This window comes from Amycolatopsis sp. NPDC059021, assembly GCF_042739895.1.
GTDB lineage: Bacteria > Actinomycetota > Actinomycetes > Mycobacteriales > Pseudonocardiaceae > Amycolatopsis.
In genome coordinates this window covers 24,401-44,620 of the sequence record NZ_JBHYIQ010000077.1, presented here as the reverse complement: position 1 = coordinate 44,620, position 20,220 = coordinate 24,401, and the positions used below count along the sequence as shown (strand labels likewise).

The window sequence follows — 20,220 nt, the reverse complement described above, 5'->3', positions numbered from 1 at the left end:
CCGCCACGCGTTGCTGCCACTGCTCTTCCGGGAAGCCGCTCGCCCGAGGCTTCAGCGCGGGGCCGGGTGTTGACCGTCCTCAGTGGACTTTCGGCGGCATTGCGCGCTTCGGCGAGCCGGCGCTCGGAAATGTGCCAGGCGAGTTCCCGGTCCGGTCGGCGGTTCCGGGAAATGAAATTGTCGTGAACGGCTGGTCATGCCCGAAGGTTCAGAGCTGGGTGTCTTTTGATTCCGTTTCTCCTTGGCCGTGTCCGGCGACGATAACGTTATTTCAGTCGAGCGGGCAGCTATGCGGAGAAGGTCATGGAAATCAGTGGAGAATTCGCCGCGGGTGCCGCCGTGCCCGCACTGGCGCCACCAGGCCCCGACGGGCCGGCAGGCGACATCTTCGCCATGGCGGCCCAGGCGGGCCGCGCGTTCATGGCAGGTGACCGTCCGATCGTCGCCAAGGCGCCGCATGTGCTGGAGGACCTGCTCGGCGGTGGACTACCGGAAGCCGGGCACGGCGAGCAGGTGACCCTGCAACGGCTGATCGAGGCCGGGGAAGCCGGAGCGCTCCCGAGCGGCAGGCCGGGGTTCTTCGGCTACGTCGTCGGCGGGGCGCACCCCGTCGGCGTGGCCGCGGACTGGCTGGTCAGTGCCTGGGATCAGTGCGCGGCGCTCAACGACCTCAGTCCGGTGGCGGTGGCCGCCGAGCAGACGTGTCAGCGGTGGCTGGTCGATCTGCTGGGCCTGCCGCCACAGACCGTGATGGGGCTGACTTCCGGATGCACGACGGCGAACCTGGCGTGCCTCGCCGCGGCGCGGCACGCGCAGCTGCGGCGGTTCGGCTGGGACGTCAACAGTCAGGGCGTTGCCGGCGCCCCTCCACTTCGCGTGCTCGTCGGTGACAGCACCCACGTTTCGGTGTGGCGCTGCCTGCGCCTGCTGGGTCTGGCCGATCAAGTGAGCGTGGTGCGGGCCGATGATCAGGGGCGGATGGATCCCGTCCACCTGGCCGAGTCGGCCTCGGGCGGTCCTGGTGGCCTGATCGTGTGCGGACAGGTCGGCTCCACCGACTGCGGCTCGGTCGACCCGCTGGCCGAGCTCGCGCGGATCACGCACGAGTTCGGCGGCTGGCTCCATCTCGACGGAGCTTATGGCCTCTGGGCTGCTTCCTCCCCGCTGCTCAGGCCGCTACTGGCAGGGGTGGAGCTGGCCGACTCCTGGTCCTGCGATGCCCACAAATGGCTGAACACTCCGTACGACTGCGGGTTGGCGTTCTGCGCGGACGAGACGGCGTTGCGCGGCGCGCTGGCCATCGACGCCGGATATCTGGACACCCCTGAGCGTGCGGGGCGTGACCCGTTGGACTTCCGGGTCGAGATGTCCCAGCGGGCCAGGGCGCCGATGCTGTGGGCGGTCCTGTACCACCTGGGAAGGGCCGGGATCGCCGCGCTGGTGGAGCGCGGTTGCCGGGCGGCCAGGCGGCTGGGCTGGCGCCTGGACGGCCATGACGGAATCCGGTTGCTCACCCCCGTGGTGCTCAACCAGGTCCTCGTCCACGTCGGCGACCTGCGGCACACCAGGCGGGTGGTCGAGGAACTCAACGCCAGCGGCACTTGCTGGACCACGCCGACCACCTGGCACGACATCCCGGCGATCAGGATGTCGGTCAGCAACTGGCAAACCGATGTCGAGGTCATCGACCGGGTCGCCGGGCAAATCCTCGACACCCACCAGCTGGTCTCGGCGGCCGGCGCGCTGTCTCCGTGACTTTCCCGAGCTACCGGTGTCGTGTGCGCCGCGTCGGACGGCGACGGGCGGGACAGGGCACTGTGGTCCGCACCAGAAGATCACCTCCTGGTCGGCTTCCGGACACCTGACGCTGGAAGGCTGAGCGGGTGGCCGAAGACCACTCCGACCGTTTCGCCGCCTTCTGCGCGGCCGTCGTGCGCCGTCTCCCGTTCGGGCTTTCCCGGGTGGTGGCGCCGAGTTTCCTGGGGTTCGCGCTGATCAACGGGTTCACCTTCGGGGTGGACCTGCTGCTGCTCACGACGTTCCACGGCTGGCTGGGCTGGCCGCTGTGGCTGTCGATCTCGCTGGGCTACCTCGGCGCGTTCGGGCTCAGCTTCGTGCTCAACCGGGCCTTCAACTTCCGTTCGCACGCGCCGGTCGGGCGCCAGCTGGTGCTCTACGTGATCGCCATCGGGGTCAACTACGCCGCGTTCCTGCTCGGCGTCGGCGCCGGACTGGCCGCGCTCGGCGTGCAGTACCACCTTTCGCGGATCGTCGCGGGCGCGTGCGAAGGCGTCTTCATGTACTCGGTGATGCGCTGGGTCGTGTTCGCGAACCGCGCCGAACCGGTCGTAGCCGGCGCGAGCTGAAGGGGACTTTCGTCGCATGGCATGAGCTGAGGGGGACTTTCGTCGCATGCGACGCGAGGAAAGTCCCCTTCAGCGCAGCGCCAGGTCCAGCGTCCCGGTCAGCCGGATCTCGCGCACCATGGTCTCGCCGGTGTCGAGCGTGCGGACCGTGCCGTCCGGTGCCCAGCCCGCGCGGCGGTAGAACCCCAGCGAGGCGTGATCGGACTGCGGGACCCAGACGATGCCGCGCTCGGCACCGTCCTCGCGCAGTTCCGACGCCGCGGTCGCGAGCAGGCGGCCCGCGTGCCCGCGCCGTCCCCAGCGGGGCTCGACCAGCAATGTCGCGATGAGACCGGTGGCGGCGGCGTCCTCGGGCAGCGTGCCGTCGGCCGCGGCGACCTCGCTGTCCGGGGCCTGGCCCGAGACGCAGAACCCGACCGTGAAATTCCCTTCCGTGGCCAGGTGGACGCGGGTGCCGGGGTAGCCGATCGTCTCTCGCCACGTCCCTTCGAGATCCGCGCCGACGAGGGTGCCGATCGCGTGCTCGCCGAGGATCTCGGTGTACGCGGCGCGCCACGTCTCGCGCTGGATCCGGGCGATTTCCCCGACGTCCCCGGTGGTCGCGGGACGGACTGCGGCGTCGCTCATCGGGTGGAATCTAGCAGTGGAGCGCAGCTCCTCGGTTGAGGGTGGTGGCGGGGGCATGGATGGAGTACCGAAACTGTCGGGGGTGGCTGGCACCATGGCCTCACCATGCAGACGATCAGTATTCCGGTGGCCCGGCGCACCGCGCTGGCCGCACAGGGCTTCGCCGACCCGCGTCCGGACACCACACCGACCCGGCGTCACCTGAACCGTGTCCTGTCCCGGGTCCAGCTGCTGCAGCTGGACTCGGTGAACGTCGCGGTCCGGGCGCACTACATGCCGGTGTTCTCCCGGCTCGGCGCGTACGAGCCGGCGTTGGTGGACGAGGCCGCGTGGACGCATTCCGCGCGCAAACCCCGGCTGCTGCTCGAAACCTGGGCCCACGAGGCGAGCCTGCTGCCGGTGGAGGACTGGCCGCTGCTGCGGTCCGGCGCGAAACGGGACGGCTGGTGGAAGCACTACGGCCCGATCATCGAGCGGTCACCCGGCCTGGTGGACGACATCCTCGCGGTGGTCAAGGAACTCGGCCCGATCGGCGCCGGGGGCATCGAGCGCGAGCTGGAGACCGGGACCGCGGCCCGGCCACCGGGGTCGTGGTGGGAACGGTCCGAGGTGAAGAAGGTGTGCGAGTACCTGTTCGGTGTCGCGCAGCTGACCACGGGCACCCGGAAGTCGTTCGAGCGGCTGTACGACTTGACCGAGCGGGTGGTGCCGCCGGAGATCCTGGCCCGCCGGGTGAGCGCCGACGAGGGCGCGCGGCAGCTGATCGACCGCTCGGCCCGCGCGCTGGGCGTCGCGACCGAGACGGATCTGCGCGATTACTACCGCCTCGGCCCGGCGGTGGCCCGGCAGGCGGTGTCCGAACTGGTCGAAGCGGGGCGGCTGGAGCCGGTCCAGGTGCGTGGCTGGAAGGCTGTCGCGTACCGGCACGTCGAGGCCCGTACCCCGCGGGCGGTCACCGGGCGGGCGCTGCTGTGCCCGTTCGACCCGCTGATCTGGGAACGGGCCCGCACCGAACGGCTTTTCGGCTTCCACTACCGCATCGAGATCTACGTTCCCGAGGCGAAACGGGTCCACGGCTACTACGTGTTCCCGTTCCTGCTCGACGGCGAACTGGCCGGCCGCGTCGACCTCAAGGCCGACCGCGCCGCCGGAGTCCTGCGAGTGCAGGGCGCGTTCGCGGAGTCCACTGTGGACCATGGCAGGGTGGCCGGGGAACTGGCGGCGGAACTCGCGCACATGGCCGAATGGCTCGGTCTCGACGGCGTCGCGGTGGGGAAGCGGGGTGATCTCGCGCCCGCGCTCAAGCGCCTCGTCCGCTGAGGGTTCCCGGCGTGCGCGGGCGGGCCTTCGATTCCACCCCCGGATCGAAGGCCCGCCCGTCCCCCTCTTCTTCCCCTTTTCCCCTTAGTGGGCCGCGCGGGTCACCACCGCGTTGCCGGAGCCCGTGCGGGCACGCACCCGCAGTTGCACGCCGCCTTCGGGTGCGCTGTCGGCGACGTCGAGTTCGCTCGACACCTTCCCGGCGCTGGAAGTGAGGTCGACCTCGGCGGCGGTGCCGCCGCGGATGCCGACCCGCACCTCGCCCGAGCCGGTGATGAGCTCGAGCGAGCCGGACGCGGCGTCGGCCACGGACAGGTCACCGCTGCCGGTGCGGGCCATGACGTCGCCCGCGACAGCGCCGAGCCAGACGTCGCCGGTGCCGGTGGTCAGCGTCGCCGACCCCGCGACCGAGGACGCCTCGACGTTGCCGCTGCCGGAGCGCAGCTGGAGTCCGGCCAGCGTCGGGCCGAGCTTGATGGCGCCGGTGCCGGTGCGGACGGTGACCGAGCCGTCGGCACGGTCCAGTGACACCTTGCCGGAGCCGGTCAGCACGTCGGTCCGGCCCGCCGAACCGCTCACCGTGACGTCGGCCGCGCCCGCGCGGACCTCGACGTGCGAGCCCTCCGGCGCGTGCACCTTCACCGCGAGCGGGACGTTGCGCAGCTGCCACGCCTTGGGGGCCTGCACGGTCAGGCGGTTGCCCACCGACTCGATCCTGGCCTGGCGCACCGCCTCCGCCGGCGAGGCGCCGGCGTCGACGCCGAGCTGGTCGCCGAAGCGTTCGCCGACCCACGAAAGCAGGCTCGACACGCCGTCGACCCAGAACGGCTGGTCGCCCGCGTCGTGCCGCAGTTCCACGCTCGCCCCGGAGTCACCTTCCAGCACGAGTTCGACGCGGCCGATCGTCACGCCGATGTCGAGCTCCAGCGGGCCGTCGGCGTCGAACTCCTGGCGGCGGACGAGCTCGTCCGCCGGTTCGCTGTTCGTTGCGGCAGGCTGCTCGGCCGGCTCGTTGACGTTCTCTTCACTCATGCGATCGCCTCGCTTCGCGAGACAGTGTCCAATTCCTTTTGGCGCATGATGTCCTCGATTCGCTCGCAAGCGTCGCTCATGTCCGTTCCCCTCAGCCCTGTACCCAGCCGTGCAACCGGGTGTCGGAGCGGTGTCCCGTGTGGTGCTGCGATTTCCCCTGCCAGTGGTGTCCCTGCCCCAGCGCGCCCTGGACGGCCTGCGACACGAACGTGTTGAGCGAGACGCCCTGCGCCGCGGCCGCCTGCTCGGCCTGGCCCTTGATCTGCTCGACCAGCCGCAGCGTGATGCGGGCGATGTCGCCGCCGTCGACCGGCGGCGGGGGCGGTGGTGGCGTGCTCGCCCGGGGCTCGTCGCGGGATTCCGGTTCCCCGGCACCGGTCACGACGACCCGGACGTCCCGGCCGTCGAGGCGGACGTCCACGACCTGGCCCGGCAGGGCGGCGGTCACTTCGGCGGCGAGGTCGGCCAGCGCGTTCATCAGCGTCAGACGGACGGACGGTTCGAGTGCCGAGGACAGCAGTGCGGCCGTCCGCCGGGTCTGCTCGTCCCCGGCGGAGGCCGTGCTCGCGAGGTCCTCGCGGAGGTTGGCGATGTACGGCGTCAGGTCCATGACATCACTATGACGTCATTCGTGATGTCAGTCAAGGAAGTGGTGACATCATGCGGCGTCACGCTGATGTCGCCGTGGTGATGGTTAGTCTTCGGTGGGAGTCGTGAGCGGGCCGGAAGAAGGAGTGGGGACGTGGCCGGAACCGGGGCACCCCGGGTGCAGCTGATCGCGAAGACGGAGTTCTTCCCGCCGGAGGACGTCCCGTGGTCCACCGACGCCGACGGGGGAGAGGCACTCGCCGAGTTCGCGGGCCGGGCCTGCTACCAGTCCTGGGAGAAGCCGAATCCGAAGACCGCGACCAACGCGGGCTATCTGGAGCACATCATCGACGTCGGGCACCTCGCGGTGCTGGAGCACGGTTCGGTCAGCTTCTACATCAGCGGGATCTCGCGCTCGCTCACGCATGAGCTGATCCGCCACCGGCACTTCTCCTACTCTCAGCTGTCGCGGCGCTACAGTCCCGAGCGCGACGCGGCCTTCGTCGAGCCCGAGGTCATCGCGAACGACCCGGTGCTGCACGAAAAGTTCCTCGCCGCGACGAGTGCGAGCGTCGAGGCCTACACCGAGTTGCTGGCCGGTCTCGAGGAGAAGTTCGCCGACGCGCCGAGCGCGACGCTGCGCCGCAAGCAGGCCCGCCAGGCCGCCCGTGCGGTGCTGCCCAACGCCACCGAGACCCGCATCGTGGTGACCGGGAACTACCGCGCCTGGCGGCACTTCGTCGCGATGCGCGCCACCGAGCACGCCGACGTCGAGCTCCGCGAGCTGGCCGTGGAATGCTTGCGGCAACTGCAAAAGGCGGCCGGGAACGTGTTCGCCGACTTCACCATCTCGACGCTGCCCGACGGTACCGAGGTCGCGTCGAGCCCGAAGGTCCTGGAAGGCTGATGAAACGACTCGCTATCGACGTACGCCCTGGTGAATACGCCGTCGTACGCCTGCCCGCCGACGCGCCCGCGCCGGAGTCGCTGCTGGACCCGGGGGAGCCGGTGCTGGTGTCGGTGACCCGGACGCCGGACGAGCTTTCGGTGATCTGCCCGGCCGGGCTGGCGCCCGAGGGTGGCACGGTGGAGGCCGGGTGGCGGCTGCTGACCGTGCGCGGCCCGCTCGAGTTCACCCTCACCGGCATCATCGCCGCGCTGGCGAGCGAACTGGCCGCCGCCGGCGTCGCGCTGTTCTCACTGTCCACTTTCGACACCGACCACATCCTGGTGCGGGCCGCCGAACTCGACCGCGCGGTCGCCGCGCTGCGCGACTCGGGCCACGAGGTCGCCTACGCCTGAGTCCGTGGCGATGGTGACCGCTGGTCCATCGGGGCCCGTGGTCACCGTCACCCTTGCGAGGGAAAGTTCGGCGTGCCTAAACTTCGATTTAGGAATTCCGACAACTCTCGGTGAGGTGGCGCATGGCAGTGGCGGAGGCGGAAGCCGTCCGGCCGAGACTCGCCCGGCTGCGGGCGGGTTCGGCGCTGCTCGGCCCGGCCTTCGTGGCGGCCATCGCCTACGTCGACCCCGGCAACGTCGCCTCCAACATCAGTGCCGGCGCGAAGTTCGGTTACCTGCTGGTCTGGGTGATCGTCGCGGCCAACCTGATGGCCGTGCTGGTGCAGTACCTGTCCGCCAAGCTGGGGCTCGTCACCGGCCTGTCTCTGCCGGAGGCGCTGCGCGAGCGACTCCCGCGGTCCGCGCGGCTGGCGTACTGGGCGCAGGCCGAGGTGGTCGCGATCGCCACCGACCTCGCCGAGGTCGTCGGTGGTGCCATCGCGCTCAACCTGCTGTTCGACCTGCCGCTGCTGGCGGGCGGCCTGATCACCGGGCTCGTGTCGCTGACGTTGCTGATGGTCCAGGACCGCGGCGGCCAGCGGACGTTCGAGCGGGTCATCACCGGTCTGCTGCTGATCATCGCGATCGGCTTCCTGGCCAGCCTTTTCGTCGAACCGCCGTCGGCGTCGGGGACGCTCGGCGGGCTCCTGCCGCGCTTCAGCGGCACGGAAAGCGTCCTCATCGCCGCCGCGATGCTCGGCGCGACGGTCATGCCGCACGCGGTGTACCTCCACTCCGGCCTCGCCCGTGACCGGCACGGCAAGGCCGAGGGCGAGCGCAAACGCGGTCTGCTGCGCGCCACGCGCGCCGACGTCGGGCTCGCGATGCTGCTGGCGGGCGCGGTCAACCTCGGGATGCTCCTGCTCGCCGCCACCAATCTCCAGGGGATGGACGGCGTCGACAGCATCGAGGGCGCGCATCACGCCGTCGCGCAGGCGCTCGGTCCCGGCGTCGCGCTGATGATGGCGATCGGGCTGCTCGCCTCCGGGCTGGCGTCGACGTCGGTCGGCGCGTACGCGGGCGCGATGATCATGCAAGGCTTGCTGCGCAAGCGCATCCCGATCGTGCTGCGCCGGCTGATCACGCTCGTCCCGGCCGTCGTCGTGCTCGCGCTGGGTGCCGATCCGAGCGCCGCGCTGGTCGTCTCGCAGGTGGTGCTGTCGTTCGGCATCCCGTTCGCGCTGGTGCCGCTGATCCGGCTGACCGGCGATCGCGCGCTGATGGGGGCGGACGCGAACCACCGGATCACCACGGCGCTCGGCTGGCTGATCGCCGCGGTGATCATCGCGCTCAACATCGCCCTGATCTATCTCACCTTCGCGGGTTGACCGGAACCACACACCGGGCAAAGCGGTCCGACTAGCATCGGCGCGACCGCAGAAGGAGCACAGCCCGGTGATCGAAGAACCCACGCGCCCGCACGAGCCCGCCCCGACCGCGCCCGGCGGGAGAGTGCTCGGCGGCCGCTACGCGCTGCTCGGCGAACTCGGCCGGGGCGGCATGGGCGTCGTCTGGCGGGCGCAGGACCAGGTCATCGGCCGCCAGGTCGCGATCAAGGAGGTGCGGCTGCCGGATTCGGAGGGCCACGCCGTGTTCTCCGAACGCGTGCTGCGCGAGGTCCGCGCGGGCGGGCGGCTCAACGATCCGGCCGTGGTCACCGTGTTCGACGTGCTCACCGACAGCGGCGTCACCTATATCGTGATGGAGCTGGTCGAGGCGCCGACGCTGGCCGATCTGGTGCGTCAGCGCGGTCCGCTGCCCGAGGTCCAGATTGCCCAGATCGGCGAGCGCGTGCTCTCCGCGTTGCAGGCCGCGCACGCCGCCGGGATCGTGCACCGCGACGTCAAACCGGCGAACATCATGGTCGCGCCGGACGGGCGGGTGAAGCTCACCGACTTCGGCATCGCGCACGCGGTGGACGATCCGCGCATCACCACCAGCGGCATGATCGTCGGCTCGCCCGCGTTCATGGCGCCGGAACGCGTCGAGGGCAGGGAAGCGCTCCCCGAGTCCGACCTGTGGTCGCTCGGTGCCACGTTGTTCTTCGCGGTCGAGGGGATCGTCCCGTTCGAACGGCCCACGACCGCGGCGACGCTGCACGCGATCATGACCGAGGTGCCCTATCTGACCAGGGCACACGGCCCGGTCGCCGCCGCCATCCACGGACTGCTGGTCGCGAAGCCGGAAGCCCGGCTCAACGCGGCACAGGCACGTCACCTCTTCGCGACCGCGGCCGCGCAGGGCGGCGCGTACACCCCGCCGCACGGCGGGACCGCGATGCTGCCGCCCGGCGGGCCGACCCGTGTCGCACCTGGACAGTCCACACCGGACGCGAAGCCGAGCCGTCGCGCGTGGTGGCTTTCGGCCGCCGCGGTGCTGGTGGTCGCCGCGCTGGTGGGCGGCTTCTTCCTCGGCCGCGCCGTGACGGCACCCGAGGCAGACCCGGCGCTGCAGCCGACCGCGACGTACGGCATCAACGGCACGGTCAAGCAGGCGATCGGCTCGTCGTCGCGGGACTGCTACAACGTCACCGTGCAGCAGGGCTCGGTCATCGGCAACGACAACGAGGTGAGCTGCGACCGCAGCCACACGCTGGAGGTCTACGAGCTCGGCGAGCTCATCGAGGTCGGCAGCAACTACACCGACAAGGACGCCGTCGTCGTCCAGTATCCGGGAGCCGACGCGGTCAACCGCGTCGCCGAGGCCCGGTGCGGGCTGGCGTTCCACTCCACTGTGGTCCCCGAGGCGCAGCGGGCCGGCCTGACCTATCGCGCGCTCGTGCCGAGCGAGGCGGAGTGGAACCGGGTGCCCGACGAGATGAAGCGGTACTCGCGGGGGTTCTACTGCCTGCTCGCCAGGGCCGACGGCGGGCAGATGTCCGCGCAGATTCACACCAAGGTGAAGTAGAAGTTCCGCGGCCGGACCGCCTGGCGCGCAAAATCTTCACTCCGGCCAGGTCGGGACCGGGTTGGCCGGTCCGAGGGGGTACCGTCATGGTCATGTCCAACCCACCGACCGCAGCGCCAGGACGTCCGTTCGGGCGCGTGCTCACCGCGATGGCCACGCCGTTCGACGCCGACGGGGCGCTGGATCTGAAGCGGGCGCAGGAACTCGCCGAGCACCTCGTGGAGCTGGGCAACGACGGCCTCGTCGTCAACGGGACCACCGGCGAGAGTCCTACCACGACGGACAAGGAGAAGGCCGAGCTGATCCGCGCGGTGGCCGAGGCCGTCGGCGACCGCGCGACCGTCGTCGCCGGGGCGGGCACGAACAACACCGCGCACAGCATCGAGCAGGCGCGCGAGGCCGAAAAGGCCGGTGCGCACGCGCTTCTCGTCGTCACCCCGTACTACTCGCGGCCCAGCCAGGCCGGGATCTACGCGCACTTCACCTCGGTCGCCGATGCCACCGAGCTGCCGGTGATGCTCTACGACATCCCGCCCCGGTCGATCGTGCCGATCGAGGTCGACACGCTGCAGCGGCTCGCCGAGCACCCGCGCATCCTCGCGGTCAAGGACGCCAAGGGCGATCTGATCGCGGGCAGCGAGGTCATCGCGAACACCCACCTCGCCTACTACTCCGGCGACGACGGCCTGAACCTGCCGTGGATCTCGGTCGGCGGCGTCGGCGTGGTCAGCGTCATCGGGCACGTGGTCGCGGGCCGGATCCGCGCGATGATCGACGCCTACGAGAACGGCGACACCTCCACCGCGCGCACCAACCACCGCGGCATGCTCCCGGTGCTGCGCGCGATGTCGCGCGTCGGCGGCGTCATGTTCGTCAAGGCCGCGCTGCGCCTGCGCGGGTTCGACATCGGCGACCCCCGGCTGCCGATCGTGCCCGTGTCCGAGGAGCAGAACAGGCTCATCGCCGCCGATCTCGCCCAGGCGGGCGTGCCCCTCGACGAGGGCGCCGCCCAGGACTGGCATGGTGCACAGGTGGCACAAGCAGATTCACGGGCGGCCTACGTGGCGCCCACCTCACACACCAGCGTTGGGACCATGCCCCGGTGACTTCTCTTCCGACCGGACCCGGCCCGACCACCGCCCCTCCCGCTCTCCCCGAAGGCGCCTTGCGCGTGGTCGCGCTGGGCGGGATCGGCGAGGTCGGCCGCAACATGACCGTTTTCGAGTTCGGCGGGCGGCTGCTCATCGTCGACTGCGGGGTGCTCTTCCCCGAGGACGACCAGCCCGGCGTCGACCTCATCCTGCCCGACTTCCGGGCGATCGAGGACCGGCTCGACGACATCGACGGCCTGGTGCTCACCCACGGGCACGAGGACCACATCGGCGCGGTGCCGTTCCTCCTCCGGCTGCGGCCCGATCTGCCGATCTACGGCTCGAAGTTCACCAACGCGCTGCTCGCGGCGAAGGCCAAGGAGCATCGCCAGCGGCCCAGCCTGATCGAGGTCCGCGAGGGTGAGCGGCGGGACGTCGGGGTGTTCAACCTCGAGTTCTTCGCGGTCAACCACTCCATCCCGGACGCGCTCGCGGTCGCCATCCGCACCCCGGCCGGGGTGGTGCTGCACACCGGGGACATCAAGCTCGACCAGCTGCCGCTGGACGGGCGGCTGACCGACCTCGCCGGCTTCTCGCGGCTCGGTGACGAGGGTGTCGACCTGTTCTGCGTCGACTCCACCAACGCCGAGGTGCCCGGGTTCGTCATGCCCGAGCGGGACATCGGCCCGGTCATCGACGACGTCATCCGGCGGGCCCAGCAGCGCGTGATCGTGGCGTGCTTCGCCAGCCACGTGCACCGCGTGCAGCAGGTGCTGGAGGTCGCGCAGCGGCACGGCCGCAAGATCGCCTTCGTCGGCCGGTCGATGGTCCGCAACATGGGGATCGCGGCCGAACTCGGCCTGCTCGACGTTCCCGAGGGTCTGCTCGTCGACCTGGACCAGGCCAGCACCCTGCCGGAGAGCAAGGTGCTGTTCGTGTCGACGGGTTCGCAGGGCGAGCCGCTCTCGGCGCTGTCGCGGATGGCCCGCGGCGAGCACCGCCAGATCTCCATCCGCGCCGGGGACACCGTCGTGCTCGCGAGCTCGATGATCCCGGGCAACGAGACCGCAGTCTTCGGTGTGGTCAACGGCTTGACCCGGCTCGGCGCGAACGTGGTGCACCAGGGCAACGCGAAGGTGCACGTCTCGGGGCACGCGTCGGCGGGGGAACTGCTGTACCTGTACAACGCGGTGCGGCCGAGCAACGTCATGCCGGTGCACGGCGAGTGGAAACACCTGCGGGCCAACGGGGAACTGGCCGTGCGCACCGGCGTGGCGCCCGAGAACGTCGTCATCGCCGAGGACGGTGTCGTCGTCGACCTGGTGGACGGCAAGGCGTCGCGCACCGGCCGCGTCGAGGTCGGGCACGTGTACGTCGACGGGCTTTCGGTCGGTGACGTCGGCGAGTCGACGCTCTCGGACCGGCTCGTGCTCGGCGAGGGCGGGTTCATCGCGATCACCGTCGCGGTGGACTCCAGCACCGGCCGCGCGATGAGCAGCCCGAAGGTGTCCGGTCGCGGGTTCTCTGACGATCCCAAGGCACTCGACGCCGTCGGTCCGCTGGTGGAGATGGAACTGGCGCGCACGGAGGCCGAGGGCATCACGGACACGCACCGGATCGCGCAGGCGGTGCGCCGGGTCGTCGGCCGCTGGGTGGCCGACACCTACCGGCGCCGCCCGATGATCGTGCCGACGGTCATCCCGGTCTGACCGTCGCGAAAACGCGGCTGCTCACCGTCCATAGTGGACCTTGAGCAGCCGCGTTTCGCTTGTCAGCGCCGGGCGGCCGCCACGGACAGGGCGAACGCCACGGTGAGCAGCTGACGGACGAGTGCGCGCCGGGCGCGGCGCTGTTCGGCTCGGCTGGGACGGTTCACGGTGACCCCCTTGGTGTGTCGCCCCATCGTCGAGGATCCGCCGGGGGCGGCACATCCCACCGGGGTGCCAGCCGCATCCCACCCGGGTATGAACCTGTCCCTAGGGGCCGGGGCGCCGTGTCCTGAAGGGGCCCTTGAGGACGTTCAACGTCCTGTAGGGGCCCTTGGGGACATCGACGGGACCAGACCTCCAGCCCTCATCGAGAAAACCCCCAATTGGGGCGCATGAGCACCGCGTCACCTGGCCTCGTCGGACAGTTCGAACTCACGAGTCGACCGGGGCGCGGCGGCGCTGGAGGAAGTAGACGCCGAGGATCACCGCGAGGCTGATCAGGCTCAGGTACAGCTGTTTGCGCGTATCGCCGTCGACGAACAGCATCGAGGCGACCACCGCGAGCGTGCAGGCCAGGGTGAACCAGCTGAGCCACGGGTAGCCCCACATCCGGAGTTTGAGCGTCTCCGGTGCTTCGGCTTCGAGACGGCGTCGCATCCGCAGCTGGGAACCGGCGATGATGGCGTAGACGAACATCGCGACCGCGCCCGCGGAGTTGATGATGAAGTAGAAGATCTTGTCGGGGGAGACGTAGTTCATCGCGACGGCGACGTAACCGACCACAGTGGACACCAGGATGGCTTTCCACGGTACACCACGGGAATTCGTGTCCGCGATCCACCGGGGTGCCCAGCCGTGGCGGCGCAGCGCGAAGAGCATCCGGGACGCGGTGTAGAGGCCGGAGTTCAGCACGGACAGTGCCGCGGTGAGCACCACGACGCTCACGATCGTCTCCGCGGCCGGTATCCCGAAGCGGCCGAACGCGGCGGCGAACGGGCTGGTTTCGCTCGGGATGTCCCGCCACGGCGTGATCATCACCAGGAGCGCGACCGAGCCGACGAAGAAGATGATGACCCGCCAGACGATCGTCGACGTCGCCTTGCGCACGGCTGTCGTGGGTTCGCTGGACTCGGCGGCGGCGATGGTGACGATTTCCGTGCCGAAGTAGGAGAAGATCACGATCACGACGCCGTGGAGCACGGCGAACCAGCCATTGGCGACGAACCCGTCGCGGGCGATGTTGCCGATCGAGAACGTCGCGTGCGGCCAGAGCCCGAGGACGAACAGCGCGCCGATCACCAGGAACACCACGATCGTCGCGATCTTGATCGAGGCGAGCCAGAACTCCGTCTCGCCGAACGAGCGCGCCGAGGCCAGGTTGGTCGCGGTGAGCAGCAGCATGAGCGCGAGCGAGAACACCCACTGCGGGACCGAGGGTACCCAGCTCGCGAGGATCTTCGCGCCGGCGACGGCCTCGAACGCGACCACGCCGACCCAGAAGTACCAGTACAGCCAGCCGATCGTGAATCCGGCCCAGCCGCCGAGCGATTCGCGGGCGTACTCCATGAACGAGCCCAGCGTCGGCGCCGCCGTCGCCATCTCACCGAGCATCCGCATGACCAGCACGACGATCAGGCCGCCGAACGCGTAGGACAGCACGGCCGCCGGGCCCACGGTGTGAATCACCGCGCCGCTGCCGATGAACAGGCTGGCCCCGATGATCCCGCCGAGCGCGATCATCCGGACGTGCCGCTGCCGCAGGTTCGGGCGCAGTCCTTCGGCCTCGGTCTTCGTGCTCGTCACGATGCCACCTCCCAGAACCCCCTCAGGATGGGGGATTGTCGCACCGCGCGCAGATCCCGCCAAGACTTTGCGCATACGCCGCCGAGATGCCGTCAAGGCCACCTTGCAGGCGTCCGACGCCCGCAAGGTGGCCTTGACGGCGCTTGAACGCTGGGGAGCACAGGTTGTCGGTCCCCGTCGCTAGGATGTTCGGCAAGGGGGCCTCAGGGTGTCCTGAATCTTCCGTTCATTCCTTCGCGGTCCTTTGTGGACGCTCGGCGGCGGTCACGGCACGGGAGTTGAGCTGGACGAGGAGCGCGCCGCCGAGCAGCACGGCCGCGCCTGCGGCCTGCACCCAGGAAAGCGTTTCGCCTAGCAGCGCCCATGCGACGGCCGTCGTGTACACCGGCTCCACCAGGCCCAGCACGCTCGCGACCGACGCGGGGAGATAGCGCAGCGCGGAGATCCCCGCGAGGTAGGCGAACACGGTCGAGATCAGCACGAGCGCGAGCAGCAGCAGCCACACCGGCGGATGCCACGGGCCGAGCCGAGCCTCGGCGGCGATGACCTGCCAGGGGAGTGTCCAGGGCGGGGCCACCACCGAGACCGCGATCGCGCCGATCACCATGCCCCAGGTGGTCAGCCCGAGCGGGTCCTGGTCGGCGACGGCGCGTTCGCCGAGCAGGAAGTAGCTCGCCGAACAGAGCGCCGCGCCGAGCCCGGCGAGCAGGCCGATCCCGTCGAGGCGCAGGCCCTGCCACACCTGCGCGATCAGCGCGAGGCCGAGCATCGCGAGCGCGATCCCGGCCCACATGGCCCGCGGCAGCCGGACCTTGCGGACGCAGCGCACCCACAGCGCGATCAGTACCGGCGAGATGAATTCCATCAGGATCGCGATGCCCACCGGGAGACGTCCCGCGGAGACGAAGTACATGAGCTGGACGCCGGCGACGCCGAGGAGTCCGTACGCGACGAGCACCGGCCAGTCCCCGCGACGCACCCGAAGGCGTTTCGGCTGGACGAGCGCGGTCCCGGCCAGGAGCACGAGCCCGGCGAGGCCGATGCGCGCGGTGGCGACCTGCTCGGGGGACATCCCGGCGTGCATGGCCGATTTGCCCAGCGCCCCCGACATTCCGAAGAACAACGCGGCGAGCAGCACCAGGACGGCGCCCCGGCCGCGATGCGCGACCTCGGGAGGGGCGAGGACGGGGAGTTCAGTGGTCACGTCGCGAGGCTAAACGGACTGATCAACTCATTTTCGCGCCGTGAGCTGAAGGGGACGTTCGTCGCATCGCATGCGAGGAAAGTCCCCTTCAGCGCGTGCTACGAGAGGAAAGTCCCCTTCAGCTTCCCGGTGACCGTGGCGAGACGGCGGCCCTGGAGCCGGAGGGCACCGAGCGCGAGGCTGTCGGGTTCGGCGGATTTCCGCGAGACGAACGAGCCGCCGTACGGGTTCCCGGACTCGTGCAGGTGCGGGTCGGTGTAGCCGAGCGGCAGCACGATCGCGCCCCAGTGGTAGAAGACGTTGTTGATCGCCAGCACGGTGGACTCCAGGCCGCCGTGCGACGTGGACGCGGTGGTGAACGACGTCGCGACCTTGTCGGCGAGTTTTCCCTGCGCCCACAAGCCACCCGTACTGTCCAAATAGGACTTCAGCTGCGCGGCGGGCCCGCCGAAGCGGGTCGGGCTGCCGACGGCGAGGCCGTCCGCCCACTCCAGGTCCTCCAGGGTGGCGAGGTCGTGGTGCGGCCCCGAATCGACCCAGGCCTGCCAGCGGGCGTTGCGCGCGATGGCGTCCGGCGGCACCGTCTCGGGGACCGTCCGCAGCCGGACGTCGGCGCCGGTTTCGGCCGCGCCGTCGGCAAGCGCGGTGGCCAGCTTGGCGGTGTTGCCGGTGGCGCTGTAGTAGACGACGAGAATGCGTGTGCTCACGTCCCGCGACTCTAAGCGACCCGCGGACGCCGTCTCATGATCCGGACTTCGGCCGCCACGGGCTGCGGGTGTCGGTGGGCCGCGTCGGGTCGTGGAAGCGCGGCACGTCCGGTTCGTCGCGGCGCAGCGGGACGAGCCCGTCGGTGATGGCCTGCATGATCCTGGCGTGTGCCCGCACCCCGGCGCCGGGCCGTTCCGGCTCGACACCGGAGAGATCCACCGGCGCGCCGAAGTGGACGCGGAACCGCGGACGCCGCAGCGGCGCGGAAAGGCCCGAGCGGGCCAGCGGCAGCAGATCGGCCGGGCCGTTGACGGTCTCGGTGCCCCAGTAGACGGCCTCGTGCGCGCCCCACTGGCTGATCGGGATCACCGGGACGTCCGCGGCGAGCGCCAGCCGGGCCGCGCCCGTCTTGCCGCGTTCGGGCCAGAGCCCGGGGTCGTGGCTGATCCGGCCCTCGGGGTAGACGATGAGCGGCTCGCGCGTGGTCTTCAGCGCCTCGACGGCTTCGGCGAACTGCCCGACCGCGGTCGCGGCCTGCTTGCGGTCGACCCGCAGATGCCCGCTGACCCGCAGTGCCGGGCCGATCACCGGCGCGTCCAGGATGCCCCCGGCCAGCATGAACCGCGGGTTGATGCCGATCCGCTTGCACGCGGCCATCAGCACGAACGCGTCGAACACGCCGATGTGGTTGGCGGCCATCAGCAGCGGCCGGTGCCGCAGGTGGGCCGGGACGCTGCCGGACACCGTGAGCCGTCCGACCAGGTTGACCAGGCCACGGTCGATGTTCAGCATCGTCCGCCAGATGGCGGGGGCACGGCGGGGCGATTCGTCGTCCTGGCGCAGGGTGAACATGCCGAGAGCATGTCATGACGCCGATTTCACCCGAACGGCCGCTCATGTCCGAGGTCACGGGGAAATGTTGTGGGCGTGCCGCGAGTGGCACATGGGGCGAACGGTGCTCGCCGGTTACCGTAGAGGGCATGGCTAGCGGGTCGGCGACGAGGAAGCGGAGCACGGGAAGCGGCGGCAAGGGGTCGGCGCGGAAGCCACGTACCCAGGCGAAGCCGCGTTCGTCCGGTACGCGCAGTTCGTCCACCCGTGGTTCGTCGGCACGCAGGGCCCCGGCCCGCAAACCCGCCCCGCGCCGCTCCAGCCGGTCCTCGGGCTCGTTCGCCCGCGGCGTCCGCGGTACGTGGAACCTGCTGGCCAAGGGCCTCGGCACGGTGGCGAGGACGGTCGGCCGGACCAGGGAGCTGGAGCCGGAGCACCGCCGGGACGGGCTCGCACTGGGCCTCATCGCCGTCGCGCTGGTCGCGGCGGTCGGCGTCTGGTGGCGCGCGGCGGGGCCGATCGGCGAGGGCGTCGAATTCGGCACGCGCGTGATCCTCGGCGCCGGCGCGGTGACACTGCCGCTCGCGCTGATCGTGATCGCCGTCGCGCTCATGCGCTCCGAGCCCAGACCGGAGACACGGCCGCGCATGGTCATCGGCACGCTGCTGGTCATCCTGGCCGTGCTGGGGATGCTGCACATCTTCACCGGGCTGCCGGAGACGAACGACGGCCGGATGTACGCCGGCGGCATCATCGGCGTCTTCTCCGGCGGGCTGCTCACCAAGGGCGTCACGACCTGGGTCGCGGTGCCGCTGCTCATCCTGGTGCTGGTGTTCGGGATCCTCGTGTTCACCGGCACGCCGGTCCGCGAGATCCCGCACCGGCTGCGCACCTGGGGCATGGACGAGGAGGAACTCGCCGACGCCGAGGCCGAGCGGCAGGCGATCGAGGCCGAACGCGAAGCCGTCACCGAGGCGGACCCGAAGGCGGTGCGGCTGCGCAAGCCGTCGCGGCGCAGGCAGTCCAGCGGCGCCGAGGGTGAGCAGCTCGACATCGAGGCTGCGCTGGCGGAGCCGCCGACCCCGTTGCGTCCGCCGAAGCCGGCGAAGGCCGTCGCCGCGGAAGTCCCGGAGAAGAAGCCGAAGAAGGCCGCCGAACCGCCGATGGCCGTCACGCGGACCGTCGAGGGCGACTACGAGCTCCCGCCGCCGGACCTGCTGCAACTGGGCGACGCGCCGAAGTCCCGCAGCAAGGCCAACGACGCGATGATCGAGGCCATCACCGGCGTGCTGGAGCAGTTCAACGTGGACGCCCAGGTCACCGGCTTCACCCGCGGCCCGACGGTCACCCGGTACGAGGTCGAGCTGGGCCCCGGCGTGAAGGTCGAGAAGATCACCGCGCTGACCAAGAACATCGCCTACGCCGTCGCCACCGACAACGTCCGGCTGCTGGCGCCCATCCCCGGCAAGTCCGCCGTGGGCATCGAGGTGCCGAACTCCGACCGCGAGATGGTGCGCCTCGGCGACGTCCTGCGCGCGCCGGGGACGGTCAAGGACAACCACCCGATGGTGATCGGGCTGGGCAAGGACATCGAGGGCCACTTCGTCACCGCGAACCTGACGAAGATGCCGCACCTGCTGGTGGCGGGGTCCACCGGTTCCGGTAAGTCGAGCTTCGTGAACTCGATGCTGGTGTCGCTGCTGGCGCGGGCGACGCCGGACGAGTGCCGGATGATCCTCATCGACCCGAAGATGGTCGAGCTGACGCCGTACGAGGGCATTCCGCACCTGATCACGCCCATCATCACCCAGCCGAAGAAGGCCGCCGCCGCGCTGGCCTGGCTGGTGGAGGAGATGGAGCAGCGCTACCAGGACATGCAGGCCAACCGGGTCCGGCACATCGACGACTTCAACAAGAAGGTGAAGTCGGGCGAGATCACCGCGCCGCCGGGCAGCGAGCGCGAGTACCGGCCCTACCCGTACATCATGGCGATCGTCGACGAGCTGGCCGACCTGATGATGACCGCGCCCCGCGACGTCGAGGACGCGATCGTCCGGATCACGCAGAAGGCCCGTGCCGCCGGGATCCACCTGGTGCTGGCGACCCAGCGGCCCTCGGTCGACGTCGTGACCGGCCTGATCAAGACCAACGTGCCCTCGCGGCTGGCCTTCGCGACGTCGTCGCTCACCGACTCGCGCGTCATCCTCGACCAGCCCGGCGCCGAGAAGCTCATCGGTATGGGCGACGCGCTGTACCTGCCGATGGGCGCGGGCAAACCGGTCCGGATCCAGGGCGCGTTCGTCGGCGACGACGAAATCTCCGCCGTCGTGAACTTCTCGAAGGAGCAGGCGCAGCCGGACTACAACGACGGCGTCACCTCCGCCAAGGCGGGCGAGAAGAAGGAGATCGACCCGGACATCGGCGACGACCTCGACGTCCTGCTGCAGGCCGCGGAGCTGATCGTGACCTCGCAGTTCGGCTCGACGTCGATGCTGCAGCGGAAACTGCGGGTCGGGTTCGCGAAGGCCGGACGGCTGATGGACCTGCTGGAGAGCCGAGGCGTGGTGGGCCCGTCGGAGGGCTCGAAGGCCCGCGACGTGCTGATCAAGCCGGAGGAACTGGAGTCGGTGCTGTTCATGATCCGCGGCGGCGACGCACCGCCCGCGGACGACGAGGAGTAGCCCGTCTGCCCC

General features: G+C 70.4%; 17 protein-coding genes. 10 read left to right on the top strand and 7 right to left on the bottom strand.

The window, feature by feature from the left end:
- Nucleotides 1–303: 303 nt before the first annotated feature.
- Together ACFWX1_RS34530 and ACFWX1_RS34525 are read left to right on the top strand one after the other, a co-directional pair.
- Nucleotides 304–1,755, top strand: coding sequence for a pyridoxal phosphate-dependent decarboxylase family protein (locus tag ACFWX1_RS34530; RefSeq protein ID WP_378393970.1), 1,452 nt, complete (start codon nt 304–306; stop codon nt 1,753–1,755).
- Nucleotides 1,756–1,883: 128 nt separating this feature from the next.
- Nucleotides 1,884–2,366, top strand: a complete 483-nt coding sequence (locus ACFWX1_RS34525) for a GtrA family protein (RefSeq protein ID WP_378393969.1) — start codon at nt 1,884–1,886, stop codon at nt 2,364–2,366.
- A 69-nt stretch (nt 2,367–2,435) separates the two neighbouring features.
- On the opposite strand, the gene ACFWX1_RS34520 is transcribed toward ACFWX1_RS34525, so the two are convergent.
- Nucleotides 2,436–2,993, bottom strand: coding sequence for a GNAT family N-acetyltransferase (locus tag ACFWX1_RS34520; RefSeq protein ID WP_378393968.1), 558 nt, complete (start codon nt 2,991–2,993; stop codon nt 2,436–2,438).
- A gap of 105 nt (nt 2,994–3,098) precedes the next feature.
- Between ACFWX1_RS34520 and ACFWX1_RS34515 the strand changes: the two genes are divergently transcribed.
- Nucleotides 3,099–4,313 carry a winged helix-turn-helix domain-containing protein gene (locus ACFWX1_RS34515; protein WP_378393967.1) on the top strand — a complete coding sequence of 405 codons (1,215 nt, stop codon included), beginning with the start codon at nt 3,099–3,101 and terminating at the stop codon, nt 4,311–4,313.
- Between the two features lie 84 nt (nt 4,314–4,397).
- Here the strand turns inward: ACFWX1_RS34515 and ACFWX1_RS34510 are convergent, their stop codons facing one another.
- Nucleotides 4,398–5,345: a DUF4097 domain-containing protein gene (locus ACFWX1_RS34510; RefSeq protein ID WP_378393966.1), complete on the bottom strand. Its 948-nt coding sequence runs from the start codon at nt 5,343–5,345 to the stop codon at nt 4,398–4,400.
- 91 nt (nt 5,346–5,436) lie between these two features.
- Nucleotides 5,437–5,955, bottom strand: a complete 519-nt coding sequence (locus tag ACFWX1_RS34505; RefSeq protein WP_378393965.1) for a toxin-antitoxin system HicB family antitoxin — start codon at nt 5,953–5,955, stop codon at nt 5,437–5,439.
- Between the two features lie 132 nt (nt 5,956–6,087).
- On the opposite strand from ACFWX1_RS34505, the gene thyX reads away from it, so the two are divergent.
- From thyX to ACFWX1_RS34475, 6 genes are all read left to right on the top strand, one after another.
- A complete protein-coding gene (gene thyX / locus ACFWX1_RS34500; protein WP_378393964.1) occupies nt 6,088–6,840 on the top strand; it encodes an FAD-dependent thymidylate synthase in 753 nt (250 codons plus the stop codon).
- Nucleotides 6,840–7,235: an ACT domain-containing protein gene (locus ACFWX1_RS34495; protein ID WP_378393963.1), complete on the top strand. Its 396-nt coding sequence runs from the start codon at nt 6,840–6,842 to the stop codon at nt 7,233–7,235. The genes thyX and ACFWX1_RS34495 overlap by 1 nt, the downstream gene beginning before the upstream one ends.
- Before the next feature lie 122 nt (nt 7,236–7,357).
- Nucleotides 7,358–8,602 (top strand): Nramp family divalent metal transporter, encoded by a 1,245-nt coding sequence (locus ACFWX1_RS34490; RefSeq protein WP_378393962.1) that lies wholly within the window; start codon nt 7,358–7,360, stop codon nt 8,600–8,602.
- A 67-nt stretch (nt 8,603–8,669) separates the two neighbouring features.
- A complete protein-coding gene (locus tag ACFWX1_RS34485; RefSeq protein ID WP_378393961.1) occupies nt 8,670–10,181 on the top strand; it encodes a serine/threonine-protein kinase in 1,512 nt (503 codons plus the stop codon).
- A 92-nt stretch (nt 10,182–10,273) separates the two neighbouring features.
- Nucleotides 10,274–11,287, top strand: coding sequence for a 4-hydroxy-tetrahydrodipicolinate synthase (dapA, locus tag ACFWX1_RS34480; RefSeq protein WP_378393960.1), 1,014 nt, complete (start codon nt 10,274–10,276; stop codon nt 11,285–11,287).
- Nucleotides 11,284–12,981, top strand: coding sequence for a ribonuclease J (locus tag ACFWX1_RS34475; RefSeq protein WP_378393959.1), 1,698 nt, complete (start codon nt 11,284–11,286; stop codon nt 12,979–12,981). Before dapA ends, ACFWX1_RS34475 begins: the two co-directional genes overlap by 4 nt.
- Nucleotides 12,982–13,413: 432 nt before the next feature.
- Here the strand turns inward: ACFWX1_RS34475 and ACFWX1_RS34470 are convergent, their stop codons facing one another.
- From ACFWX1_RS34470 to ACFWX1_RS34455, 4 genes are all read right to left on the bottom strand, one after another.
- Nucleotides 13,414–14,721, bottom strand: a complete 1,308-nt coding sequence (locus ACFWX1_RS34470; RefSeq protein ID WP_378393979.1) for an amino acid permease — start codon at nt 14,719–14,721, stop codon at nt 13,414–13,416.
- A gap of 289 nt (nt 14,722–15,010) precedes the next feature.
- Entirely contained in the window at nt 15,011–15,988 is a 978-nt protein-coding gene (locus ACFWX1_RS34465; protein WP_378393958.1) for a DMT family transporter, read from the bottom strand.
- 98 nt (nt 15,989–16,086) lie between these two features.
- Nucleotides 16,087–16,695, bottom strand: coding sequence for an NAD(P)H:quinone oxidoreductase (gene wrbA, locus ACFWX1_RS34460; protein ID WP_378393957.1), 609 nt, complete (start codon nt 16,693–16,695; stop codon nt 16,087–16,089).
- A 34-nt stretch (nt 16,696–16,729) separates the two neighbouring features.
- Nucleotides 16,730–17,548, bottom strand: coding sequence for a lysophospholipid acyltransferase family protein (locus ACFWX1_RS34455; RefSeq protein WP_378393956.1), 819 nt, complete (start codon nt 17,546–17,548; stop codon nt 16,730–16,732).
- Nucleotides 17,549–17,676: 128 nt separating this feature from the next.
- Between ACFWX1_RS34455 and ACFWX1_RS34450 the strand changes: the two genes are divergently transcribed.
- The gene (locus ACFWX1_RS34450; protein ID WP_378393955.1) at nt 17,677–20,208 is read left to right on the top strand and encodes a DNA translocase FtsK 4TM domain-containing protein; all 2,532 of its coding nucleotides are present in this window, start codon (nt 17,677–17,679) and stop codon (nt 20,206–20,208) included.
- Nucleotides 20,209–20,220 lie beyond the last annotated feature (12 nt).

Excerpts from the sequence above, each read along its gene's own strand:
- ACFWX1_RS34530 (WP_378393970.1), top strand. The coding sequence starts at position 304 with ATGGAAATCAGTGGAGAATTCGCCGCGGGTGCCGCCGTGCCCGCACTG.
- ACFWX1_RS34520 (WP_378393968.1), bottom strand. The coding sequence starts at position 2,993 with ATGAGCGACGCCGCAGTCCGTCCCGCGACCACCGGGGACGTCGGGGAA.
- ACFWX1_RS34515 (WP_378393967.1), top strand. The coding sequence starts at position 3,099 with ATGCAGACGATCAGTATTCCGGTGGCCCGGCGCACCGCGCTGGCCGCA.
- ACFWX1_RS34510 (WP_378393966.1), bottom strand. The coding sequence starts at position 5,345 with ATGAGTGAAGAGAACGTCAACGAGCCGGCCGAGCAGCCTGCCGCAACG.
- ACFWX1_RS34505 (WP_378393965.1), bottom strand. The coding sequence starts at position 5,955 with ATGGACCTGACGCCGTACATCGCCAACCTCCGCGAGGACCTCGCGAGC.
- ACFWX1_RS34495 (WP_378393963.1), top strand. The coding sequence starts at position 6,840 with ATGAAACGACTCGCTATCGACGTACGCCCTGGTGAATACGCCGTCGTA.
- ACFWX1_RS34490 (WP_378393962.1), top strand. The coding sequence starts at position 7,358 with ATGGCAGTGGCGGAGGCGGAAGCCGTCCGGCCGAGACTCGCCCGGCTG.
- dapA (WP_378393960.1), top strand. The coding sequence starts at position 10,274 with ATGTCCAACCCACCGACCGCAGCGCCAGGACGTCCGTTCGGGCGCGTG.
- ACFWX1_RS34470 (WP_378393979.1), bottom strand. The coding sequence starts at position 14,721 with ATGATCGCGCTCGGCGGGATCATCGGGGCCAGCCTGTTCATCGGCAGC.
- ACFWX1_RS34455 (WP_378393956.1), bottom strand. The coding sequence starts at position 17,548 with ATGTTCACCCTGCGCCAGGACGACGAATCGCCCCGCCGTGCCCCCGCC.
- ACFWX1_RS34450 (WP_378393955.1), top strand. The coding sequence starts at position 17,677 with ATGGCTAGCGGGTCGGCGACGAGGAAGCGGAGCACGGGAAGCGGCGGC.